General features: G+C 44.1%; 8 protein-coding genes and 1 pseudogene. 4 read left to right on the forward strand and 5 right to left on the reverse strand.

Annotation, left to right across the window (positions count from 1 at the left end):
- Positions 1-221: 221 nt before the first annotated feature.
- Together SO_RS08650 and SO_RS08655 are read right to left on the reverse strand one after the other, a co-directional pair.
- Positions 222-4490, reverse strand: a complete 4269-nt coding sequence (locus SO_RS08650) for an Ig-like domain-containing protein (RefSeq protein WP_011071984.1) — start codon at positions 4488-4490, stop codon at positions 222-224.
- 628 nt (positions 4491-5118) lie between these two features.
- Positions 5119-5724, reverse strand: coding sequence for a short chain dehydrogenase (locus SO_RS08655; protein WP_011071985.1), 606 nt, complete (start codon positions 5722-5724; stop codon positions 5119-5121).
- 148 nt (positions 5725-5872) lie between these two features.
- Here SO_RS08655 and SO_RS23195 point away from each other — a divergent pair.
- Positions 5873-5995: pseudogene (locus tag SO_RS23195) on the forward strand (LysR family transcriptional regulator); the annotation flags it as partial.
- Positions 5996-6026: 31 nt separating this feature from the next.
- On the opposite strand, the gene SO_RS08665 reads toward SO_RS23195, so the two are convergent.
- Positions 6027-7229, reverse strand: a complete 1203-nt coding sequence (locus SO_RS08665; protein WP_005054087.1) for an IS256-like element ISSod4 family transposase — start codon at positions 7227-7229, stop codon at positions 6027-6029.
- Between the two features lie 151 nt (positions 7230-7380).
- On the opposite strand from SO_RS08665, the gene SO_RS08670 reads away from it, so the two are divergent.
- Positions 7381-8064: a LysR substrate-binding domain-containing protein gene (locus tag SO_RS08670; protein WP_238560569.1), complete on the forward strand. Its 684-nt coding sequence runs from the start codon at positions 7381-7383 to the stop codon at positions 8062-8064.
- A gap of 176 nt (positions 8065-8240) precedes the next feature.
- On the opposite strand, the gene bcp is transcribed toward SO_RS08670, so the two are convergent.
- Positions 8241-8711: a thioredoxin-dependent thiol peroxidase gene (bcp, locus tag SO_RS08675; protein WP_011071986.1), complete on the reverse strand. Its 471-nt coding sequence runs from the start codon at positions 8709-8711 to the stop codon at positions 8241-8243.
- Positions 8712-8714: 3 nt separating this feature from the next.
- Positions 8715-9266, reverse strand: coding sequence for a glycine cleavage system transcriptional repressor (locus SO_RS08680; RefSeq protein ID WP_011071987.1), 552 nt, complete (start codon positions 9264-9266; stop codon positions 8715-8717).
- Between the two features lie 171 nt (positions 9267-9437).
- Here SO_RS08680 and dapA point away from each other — a divergent pair, with 171 nt between their 5' ends.
- Complete coding sequence (gene dapA, locus SO_RS08685; protein WP_011071988.1) at positions 9438-10322, forward strand: 4-hydroxy-tetrahydrodipicolinate synthase; 885 nt, start codon at positions 9438-9440, stop codon at positions 10320-10322.
- Between the two features lie 3 nt (positions 10323-10325).
- Complete coding sequence (bamC, locus tag SO_RS08690) at positions 10326-11423, forward strand: outer membrane protein assembly factor BamC (RefSeq protein WP_011071989.1); 1098 nt, start codon at positions 10326-10328, stop codon at positions 11421-11423.
- Positions 11424-11842: the final 419 nt, after the last annotated feature.

Below are 11842 nucleotides of genomic sequence, written 5' to 3' on the forward strand. Positions count from 1 at the left end.
CTCGGGGTAAGTAGAGCCGCTGTATAGGCATCTTTTTGGGCCTCTCTGCGTTGCTCTGTCTAACCATAGCTCGCTATGGTTAGACAGAGCGCCTTGATATGCGCAAAAATCTACGCATTCAGTCAGAAAAAAGATTTTTTTCAAAATAATCATTTATAGCATTGATTTAGTTTGTTAAATTTAGATTTTTTTCGACACTCGTTACCCCGAGTTCAGGTTATTTAGTCTATTGAGGTTTTAATTAATGTTATTGACGGAGCGAGTTGCGATGCTACCGAGCTGCTGTTACCGCCATTGTTATCACTTCCCCAGGTAACCACTAAGCCATCATCTTTAACGGCTGCAAAAGCACTATCAGTTGAATAAATAGCCTTCACTCCAGAGGTTAACTGGCCTGCGACTTCGCTGCTGTCACCTCCCCAGAACACGCCTCCCCAAGTCACCACCGAGCTATCATCTTTTATGGCCGCAAAGGCACTAACCGTTGAATAAATCGCCTTTACTCCAGAGGTTAACTGCTCTGCGACAGCACTGCTGTCACCGCCATTACCGTCTCCCCATCCTCCCCAGGTGACCACTGAACCATCAGTTTTAAAAGCAGCGAAGGCAGCATTAGTTGAATAAATAGCTTTCACCCCAGCGCTTAATTGGCCCGAGACGGCACTGCTGTCGCCGCCAGTGATCGCATCCCCCCAGGTAACCACTGAGCCATCATTTTTTACGGCCGCAAAGGCCTGTATATTTGAATAAATAGTTTCCACTCCAGAGCTTAATCGCCCCCCGACAGCGCTACTATTACCGCCAGAGAACTCGCTACCCCAGGTGACAACCGAGCCATTGTTTTTTACGGCCGCAAAGGCATTTTGAGTTGTATAAATAGCCTTCACTTCAGAGGTTAACTGCGATTCAACGTCGCAGTAGTCACCGCCTGAGCTTCCCCATCCGCAGTAGTCACCGCCAGAGCCGCCTCCCCAAGTAAACGCCAAGCCATTGTCTTTTATGGCTGCAAAGGCATAAAAAGTAGAATAAATAGCTTTCACCCCAGCGCTTAATTGGCTAGTGACGGCGCTACTGCTACCGCCAGTGTGGTCCCCCCAAGTAATTACCGAACCATTGTTTTTAAGTGCCGCAAAGGCACCTGTGGTTGAATAAATGGTTTTTACCCCTGAGGTTAACTTATCAGCGACAGTCCTGCTGTCCCCACCAGCATCGTCATCTCCCCAAGTAACCACTGAACCATCGTTTTTGACTGCAGCAAAGGCATAATTAGTTGAATAAATGGTGTTCACCCCTGAGCTTAACTTATCGATGGTTGCACTGCTGTCACCGCCATAACCGCTATCCCCCCAAGTAACCACCGAGCCATCATCTTTCAGAGCGGCAAAGGCATAAGGGGTTGAATAAATAGTGTTCACTCCTGAGCTTAACTTATGGGTGATTGCGCTGCTGTCACCGCCATAACCGCTATCCCCCCAAGTGACTACCGAGCCATCATCTTTCAGGGCGGCAAAGGCAAAATAGTTTGAATAAATGGCTTTCACTGCATTATAAGCATAAGTGGCATACTCAATACCGCTAACCTGACCATAGATATCCTTGCCTTGTACATCGAGCCGAATATTGTAGCCTTTATCTGCCGCTTGCAATGCATAGGTGTTAGATGTCCCAACCGTTAAACCATTGATGACCCATGTGTACCGATATTGAGTCACATCACAGCGTTCACACTCGACGTTCGCTTTTAATCGCCCACCCGTTTCTAAGGTGGCGTCAAGCTTTGTTATCACAGGCACCGGTGGCGGCGTAATATCAACGGTAATGGAGCCTTGTGCATAATGCGCTGGGTCATGACTGTCTTTAACGTTATAAATAAACACGTCTTGACCATAAGTCCCCAGCTTTGGCGTGTAGGTCAGCGTATTGTCTGTAATCGTTACATCACCAAGCGTATTACCCAGCACATATTCGACACTGAATGGTCCCGCGGAGGGTATCGTTGAACTTATCTTATCGGTCATATCAATAGAAACTGCGATACCGGCTGGCGTTGTTAAAAACACATCAGCCGCCGTAATATCATGGGCGCCATACGGTGTTACCGTTACAACGATAGTCCCTTTGGTAGTATGCAGTCCATCGGACACTTCGTAGGTTAAAACGTCGACTCCTGTAAAACCCTTTGGCGTATAAGTGACCAGTTGACCACTTAAGGTTGCGGTAGCTGGTGATGTCGCAGCACTAACAGTCGTGATGACTAAATCGGGAGTCGGGGTTTCGTTATCCGAAATCACTGTCGACAAATCAATCGAGACTGGCGTATCGAGCAAGGTTTCAGCCGTTATCACCCCTGCAATTGGCGCGGTTGGATTATGATGGGTGACCTTAATTGTTACTGCTGCCATGGCATAGCCGCCCTGGTCATCACTCACCATATACACAAAACTATCAACGCCAACAAAACCGTTTGGCTCGTATAATATCTCTAAGGAATTGGCGGGGTTGACAGTGGCCTTGCCCAAGGCACCGGTAATATTCACAATCTTTAGTGCATCACCATCGGCATCATGTACTTTATCTGCAACGGACAGGGTTATCATCGGGTCATTGTCCAACATGTGACCTTCAACTGCCTCTGCTGTTGGAATGGTGTTGCCTGGCGTGCTGTCATTCACGGCAACCGTAACCACACCGGTAGCAAACCCGTTCTTACTATCGGTAATCACATAGGTAAACTGGTCTACCCCACGAAAAGCGCCTGGCGTGTAGGAAATACGAGTGTCAGCTTGCTTAACCGCACGATTATCCGTGCTGTAAACATTCACTATCTTTAGCGCATCACCATCGGCATCCGCAATCAGGTTAAGTGCCGATAAATCAATATCCCAGACGGGTAATGTCGCGACATCAATCGTTTTATCTAAATCCTTCGCCGTTGGTGGGCTATTGGGGACAGGCGGATGCGCATCCATTGATGTTGCCACTATGTGCCCTAATGCGTATCCGCCTTTTCCATCTTCAACGCTGTAAACGGCTTGGTCAACGCCCACAAATCCATTAGGCGCAAACGTGACTAGGCTGCCGTTGAGACCGAAACGACCTGATGCAGAAATAAGCTGAGTGATGTTTAATGTGTCACCATCTTCATCATTGATGTAATTGAGCAATTCAACTTTCACATTACGATTATTAACCGTGTCAAACATGACATTATTGGCATTGGGCGGGGTATTATCAGGTATCGGAGGGGCATTGATAATAACCATTACCTCTGAAGTGGCGGTTAATCCGCCACCTTGCACGGTATAGCTAATATTGGCAACGCCAGGTGATTGCCCTAAATAAGTAAAGGCCGAAGCCGTTTTATCTGAAACCACCCCCAAACCTGAGTTATCTTGCACCTGGGTTAATGTCCAGCTATCAATATTACTGCTTACAACCGATGGAATTAAATTTACCCGTTGAGATTGTTCCAGCCCCAGCGTAAACGTTTGTGGGTATGCAACAAGGCTTGGCTTCTCAGGCGCTTGTGGTGTTGAATCCGTTACGTGAACGGTAATTGTGCCTAAATCGTATCCTCCCTGACTATCCGAAATCAGGTAGCTAAATTGGTCTACTCCGCGAAATGCACTAGGCGTATACATTATTTCCTGAGGGCCAACAATCTCGGCGCGATCATTACCACTGTAGAGCGCCACAATGTGAAGACTGTCACCGTCGGCATCACTCATTAACGCGCTGAGATTGATGGATAATGTTGACTGCTTTGCCACATCGATTGCTTTGCTATCATCTTTAGCCACTGGTGCATTATTGGGTATGGATGGCGTTGCATCCTTCGATATCACCGCAATATAGGCCATTGCATAAGCGCCACGCCCATCGTCAATGCTATATACCGCTTGGTCGACGCCTACAAATCCATCAGGAGTGAAAGTCACCTGGTGGCCATCTAAGGTGAAGCGCCCTGACGCAGAAATCAAGTTATTGATCCGAAGCGTATCGCCATCTTCATCACTGATACTGTCACGTAAATCAATGCTGATACTTTGATTATTAAGCGTTTCTACATTGATATTGCTAGCTACAGGCACATGGTTATTAGGCGTTTCACCTGCATTGACCGCAAAAATAATCTGCGACGACACAGAGAGATGTTGCCCGCTTACCGTGTAATTAATAAAGCCCGCTCCCGCTGTTAGCGCTTTATAATCAAAAGAAGTTTTATCGTGATGGACAATAACACCAAGACCACTTTTATCATCTAAATCAGTCAACTCCCAACTTGCCACATTTTGTGTGCTGACCAATTGAGTTAAATCCACATGCTGGATCTCACCTTGTTTGAGCACATACACTCGTGGTGTAGCCGTTAAATGACTCTCTGATGGTTTGGAGCCTAGAAAGCCTTTATTATCACCACTACAACCGATTAACAGTAAACTTATTAACGCAATAAAAAACATCGGATAGGAGGAGTACTTTTTTATCATGGGGTTGCCTATTTTTTAAATCAGATGAATATTTTACAGAAGACGTTAAATACACAAGGAACAATAAAACATTACTTAAATGCTAATTTGGGTAAATGTTGGTGAGCGAGCTGTAGGGTATTTTATTTAATTTTAGTTTTTTCATGATTTGACGTAAAACTTATCTAAAATGGGTGAGCTTGGATATTTAGCACTCATTAATTTGCATCATCAGGTTTAATTGATAGAAGTCAAAGTTGCTTTTCAATTTATCACTAAAGGCTAAGGAATAACAGTAATGTAGGCTTCTACTTTTCTAAAGCTAGAGATGAAGCAGTTTACTATTATCATGCCCTTTCGCTATGTGAGGAATAAACCCAAAAAACTGTGAAGTTATGATTTATGGGTATGTGGGGCAATCAATCGCCGTCTATGAATATCAATCCATGATAATCACTCATTTGACTAAATATTCCCCAAGATGTTTAATGTTACTTTTTTGTTGGGTAAATTATTTTTTATCGAAACTTCAGCTACGTAAGGTTTGGATAGTCATTCTGTCAAGATTTTCAACGCTAACGTCCAAACCATAACTCCCCAAGTACTAAAGTTTTAATGTAGTTGGGCATAAACAAGTGCGAGTTGTGATTTAAGCGTCAACAAATAAAACTTCACCATTAATAAAACCATCTACGGAACGCTCGAACGCTTTACCAACTAAAGTACTGGGCACTGGTTCAAAGCCTGGCATCATATCACCGTAAACATCCCATGCTTCGGTCAAAACGGTTGGGTTCACAACATTGATGCGAGTACCTCTTTGCATTTCGTAAGCAACACATTTTACAAATGTATCAATTGCGCCACTGGTTGTTGCATCGGCAATAGCGCAAGGAATAGGTTTTACATTTAAAATACCGCTAATTAGCGTAAATGAACCTTTGTCAGCTATGTATTCTTGACCAATACGAACAAGGTTAATTTGCCCCATCATTTTACTCATGACCGTGGTCATCCATTGTGCCTCTGTCATTTCAGCAAAGGTTGCGTATTCACAAAAACCAACGGTATTAACAACTGCATCAAAATGACCAACTTTTTCATACAATGCTCTAATAGAGTTCTCATTTGTGATATCGACCAAGTGGTCTACATTGCCTGAGCGCCCCGCGGTAATGACTTTATGTTTGCTTAAGCCTGTTAAAGCCGCCTGTCCCATCTTACCCAATGCACCAATTAATATTACAGTTTTCATGAATTTTCCATCCGTACTATTTCATTTCAATCGTGAATAATAGTAATTGCGACAATTAACAATTGGAAACAATAACATTTTGTGAGTGATACAAGAATAATTTGTTGGGCTATAATGTTAGATAAAAATTTTAAAGGTTTGGCTACATATGAATAAGTTAGATAGGCTCGATATTAAGCAACTAAGGGTTTTTCAGGCGTTAATTCGAGAGCAAAGTGCTTCAAAGGCAGCGAACCAACTTGGCTTAACCCAGCAAGCGGTAAGTGAACGAGGGCGTTCAAAATTCTGTGTCAGGCTAATTTTTAAATTTCTAGCACGCTATCTAAACGCCCTTCAAAATAAATCGCTAACTGTGATAAACAAAGGCTCCAATTGTGGATTGGCATGGTCCATTTATCTGAGGCGTTTAATATGCCTGCGTAAAGTAGCTTCAACAAGCTATTTTCATTAGGAAATGCACCTTTGGTTTTGGTGAGCTTTCTAAATTGGCGATGCACAGCCTCAACTGCATTGGTCGTGTAAATCACTTTCCTGATATGTTCTGGGTACTTAAAATAATGGGACAAATTATGCCATTTGCGACGCCAAGAGTTGATTACCAGCGGATAAGCATCACCCCATTTGGCCTCCAGTTCGTCCAATGCCATCTCTGCGGCTTCTTTACTCACGGCTCGATACACAGGCTTTAAATCAGCCATAAACGCTTTCTGATTTTTTGAGGCGACATACTTCATTGAGTTGCGGATCTGGTGGATAACGCATAGCTGTGTTTCCGTATGAGGGAAGATACTGGCTATGGCCTCAGGGAAACCGGTCAAGCCGTCAACACAGGCGATAAGAATATCTTTTACACCACGATTATTAAGATCGGTCAGTACGGATAGCCAGTAATTAGCGCCTTCATTTTCGGATAAGTGAAGCCCTAAAATTTCCTTTTTTCCTTTCATATTAAGCGCTAACAATGTGTAAACGGCTTTACTGACGTAACGCCCATCCTCTTTGACTTTATAATGTATCGCATCAAGCCACACGATAGGATAATGGCTATCTAATGGGCGCTGTTGCCACGCTTTAAGTTCGGGGATGAGTTTGTCAGTGATAGCACTGACTGTTGCGTTAGACACATTGAGTCCATACATATCTTCAACATGTTGATTAATATCGCGATAGCTCATACCTATACTGAACATCGATAACACTTTACGTTCGATTTCATCGGTTAGCGTAGTTTGATTTTTCTTAATCAACTGAGGCTCAAAGGTGCCATTGCGGTCTCTAGGCGCGTCTAACTCAAAGTTACCGGACGGATGCTTAATGGTCTTAGGGGTTTTGCCATTTTTACGATTAGGCTGAGGATCATGCGCTAAATGCTGCTCAAGCTCAGCCTGGAGAGCCGCTTCAGTGAGTTGCTTGATCAGTGGGCCAAGAATGCTGTCTTTACCTGTGAGGCTTTTACCTGATTGCAGATCTTTAAGGGCTTGTTCGAAGTTAAAAGGTTGGGTCATGTGTCATTCCTGTTTTTGAATATTTTACTGAAATGACACAGAATTATGAACACTACCAAGTGAACAGTTAAAAAAGTTACGAGAAGTATTTGATGATAGGCTATTCCTTAGGAAAACCAACGGATTTGTTCCCACGCCTTTCGCTGTAGAATTGTCAGTTGAAATTGATAAATTATTAAGCGATTTTCAGTCGCTATTGGCACCCAAGATATTTGACCCAAAATTTGCGCAAGGGACTTACGTTATTGCCGCAACGGACTATGCACAGCAAGTTGTTCTACCGAAATTAATTTCAACTTTGAGACAGGAATCTCCAAACCTAAAGATAATTATTCGAGACTTCGAAATTGATAAGCTTCATGACTTAATGGAAAGTGGTTCGGTGAATCTAGCAATCGCTTTTCCTGACTATATACCGGATTCATACCCAATGATTAAGTTATTTGAAGAGTATCATGTTTGCGTAACCTCAAATCATTCTACCATTGCAAAAGTAAACACATCCTTAGCAGAGGTTGCAGCATACCCTTGTATTATTGCCTCACCATCACGCCCTAACTTTAAAGATTCTATTGATGAGTGGTTTAAGCAATTTGGTTTAGAGCGCAATGTCGTCGTATCTGCACCTTGTTTCTCCGTTGTGCCGTTATATCTGCAAGCGACAGATTCTATTGCCTTCTTACCTTCTAGGGCTATTCAAGCTCTTGGCTTAATTGAAGTTGTGTTGGATAAAAAACCGAACCCGTTTGATATTATTGCTGCATGGCACCCTAGGTATAATGATGATGCACTGCAAAAATGGATAGTTTCAAAACTAGAGGCCGCATATATTTAGCCGATATATTCGGCACAAGCTGAAAATTTTTCATCAAAAAGGGCCCTGATTTGGGGCCCTTTAACGATTGATTGAGCGTTATTTGCTCACGTTGTGTTGATGTGTTTAACCAAAACGCGAATGTCGATGCTGTTTTGGATATTCAGGCAATCACTCGCTAACGCATCGGGGGATGATTATTGCCCTGCGATTTGCGCAAGTACCACTTGATGATGATCGCTGGTTTTAAACTTATCAAACACATGGGCAATGGTGCCGTCGGTGTTGATGAGGAAGCTTAATCTATGGATACCATCATAGATTTTGCCCATAAACTTCTTCTCACCCCACACGCCAAAGGCATCAGCCACACTGTGGTCTTCATCACTGAGTAGGGTAAAGTTAAGCGATTGTTTTTCAGCAAACTTTGCTAGTTTAGCCACCGGATCAGGGCTAATACCAAGGGCTGTGACGCTATGACTATCTAACTCGGCTTTGCTATCACGTAAACCACAGGCCTGTACTGTGCAGCCAGGGGTTGACGCTTTAGGGTAAAAGTAGACTAACACCGGGCCTCGAGTTAAGCACTCTTGTAGTGAAACAGTGTTACCCTGTTGATCTTGTAAGGTAAAAAGTGGCGCTTTGGCGCCAGCGGTTAAGGTGTTCATCAATTATCCTCTGTCGTTTCTTGAGGTCGTGCCTTCCATGCGTCTAATGGTGCAATCCAGTGCCATTTCCTCGGAGAGTTGATAGATACTCTTTTCGAGCTTTTCCAGTTCAACTTTTTCAGGAATATTGATGGTTAATGAAATGGTTTGAGTTTGCTCGCCATTTTCAAGTTCTTCAGAGAAGGAGCGGACTGCCGCCAAGTCTAAGGAACGGTCGGCAAGGAACTGGGTAATGCGTTTCATGGTGCCGCGTTGATCTTTACCGGTAAAGCGCACTTCTAGGCGTGAAAGGTAATTTTGCGGCGTGTGTTTCGAGGTGCGCTTCATCACTGTCATCAGTTCTAATTCAACACTGAGACTTGGGAGCAAGCTTTCAATTTTCGTTATGGATGCCCACGAACCTGACAACATCATAATTAAGGTAAATTCGTTACCAAATAATGCCATACGGCTGTCGACGATATCGCAGTCACAGTCACTGGCAAGTCGAGCTAGTTTACTTACAAGTCCAGGACGGTCGAGACCCATCGCTGTTACGACCAGGAAATTGGTCATGAATTTTCCTCACTTTTTCGATACCATAGAGCGAAAACTCAGGGTTAAAGCTGAGTTTTTGTGCGGGATGTAATGCTACCATAACTAATTCAATTTGAGAGCCCCGTTAGTGCTTGTCATTAATGGTTGGCATCAGTACCATAGCGAATCCTGAAATTTTGGGGAAGTCAGATGATAAACGGAAGCATCGTAGCCTTAATCACGCCAATGAACAGTGATGGCTCAGTAGATTTTGCAAGTCTTGAAAGGTTAGTCGAATTCCATATTGACCAAGGCACAGACGCCATTGTTGCCGTGGGAACCACCGGCGAGTCAGCGACTCTGCCAATGAATGAGCACGTTACCGTGGTGGCGCAAACCGTTAAGTTTGCGGCAGGCCGTATTCCTGTGATTGGTGGCAACGGTGCTAATGCGACAGCAGAAGCTATCGAACTGACCAAGTCCTTATCTAAAGTGGGGGTTGCGGCCATGTTAGGCGTAACACCTTACTACAATAAACCCACTCCAAAGGGCTTAGTTGCACACTATAAAGCTGTCGCGGCAAGCACTGATATTCCACAAATTCTGTATAACGTTCCTGGACGCACCGCCGTTGATATGAAGCCCGAAACTGTGGCTGAATTAGTGAGCGTGAGCAATATTATTGGCGTAAAAGAAGCAACGGGCGACGTATCTCGCGTTAAACGCCTACGTGAGCTTTGTGGTAATGACTTTATGTTGTATAGCGGTGATGACGCGACAGCAAGCGAGTTTTTACTCTTGGGTGGTAATGGGGTGATTTCTGTTGCCAACAACATAGTGCCAAAAGCCTTTAAAGCCATGTGCGACGCTGCGCTTGCGGGCAATGCCGAATTAGCCGCAAGCATCGACGAACCACTACGTGGTCTGTATAGCACACTGTTTTGCGAAGCAAACCCGATCCCTGTTAAATGGGCGGCCCATCGTATGGGGCTGATTGAATGTGGTCATATTCGTTTACCTTTGACTGAACTTTCTGAGCAATGTCATGGTCTGTTGTTAGAGGCAATGACTCGTGCCCAGATAGAGGTTAAATAATTAATGTTAAAGAAAGTCACCCCACTGTTCCTAGTTGCTGCCGTTGCTGCTTGTAGTTCGCCATTAGAGCGTCGCCAAGCTAACGGTGGTGAAGACTATGTACAGGCTGAGCAAGCGCCAATGCTAAAGATCCCTGAGGGATTGAAAACGCCGCCTTACAATAAAGAATACGACGTGCCCGCGTTAGGTCCTAAAGCAAACCCTGCGCTTGTTGGTAAAAACCTTGATATCCGCCCACCATTGCAAGTTTTGCCCATGGCAGAAGGCACGCATGTGGAAGAGGGCAGTGATAACATTAAGATCGTGGTTGAATCTATTGATAACAATGTCGACCTTAAGCAAGAGATTTTCACGAACTTAGATGACTTCTTCGCGAAACAAGCAATTCCTATCCGTAGTCGCGACTTTGATAAAGGCAGCATCGAAACCGATTGGATTGAAAGCCGTGAGGTGTTGGAGTCAAGTTTATGGGGCTCTGATAAAGAATACCTGCTGCGTCAGCGTTATCGCTTCGATGTGGAAACTCGTCCCCATGGCCGCACTGCCAATATCGTTATTCACTTAGTTGAGCATGAAGAGTTTTACGATGGTAAAGAACAAAAAGTGATGCTCAGCGGTGAAGACAAGCAGCGTTATACCATTGATATGCTTAACAGTGCCATTGCTTATATGAGTGTTAAGCGTGAGCAAACCATCCAAGCAAACCGACTGAAGCAGACCTTAGGGATCAATGTTGATTTGATCACGCCAGAAGAAGGGGCTGCATATTGGTCTGCTAAGGCGGCCTATAAGCAAGTGTGGGATCGTCTGCGTATCGTGTTACCAGAAATGGGCTTCGAAATTTCAGATATGGACAGCGCCAAAGGCCTGTACTTTATCAAGTTTACCGATAACTCTGGTTTCTGGAGCTCGTTGTGGAACAACAATCAATTGTCCTTAAAAGAAGGTAGCTACCGTTTACTCTTAGAAGACGGTGATACCCCTGATGAGACAAAAATTTGGCTTCGTGATGCTGAGGATCAGCCATTATCGAATGACGTTGTCAGCAAAGTATATGAGTCATTGTCAAGCCTGATGAAAGAAGAACGCAAACTGCGTTAATTCTACCTCAAATCAAAAGGGGCGATTTATCGCCCTTTTTTGTGTCTGTAATTTGGCCTATTACCCGTTCACGATACAGCATGATGTATCAGGATATTTCTAGGGTATTTAGGGCGTGTTGACGTTTCAGGGTTATTTTTGCAGCAATTTGGCAGGCTTTTATGCAAGGCAAAGTCCGTGCAGTGTAGTTATTCTACATAAACGGACGATAACGCGGCAGAAAAGCCAGCCAAATGCTGCCCGAAGGGTTCGCCTGGCAAGCCCTTGCTCTTTGTCACTTGTCATTTGAGTAGAATAACTACACATCATTCCTCGTTTCGCGAGCATGAACTTGCCAGAACGAACAAAATTTAATCTCGAAACGTCAACACGCCCTAGTTATAAAGTGGTTTTAGCTAAAACGGCTTTAATTGTTAGCT

The organism is Shewanella oneidensis MR-1 (assembly GCF_000146165.2).
GTDB lineage: Bacteria > Pseudomonadota > Gammaproteobacteria > Enterobacterales > Shewanellaceae > Shewanella > Shewanella oneidensis.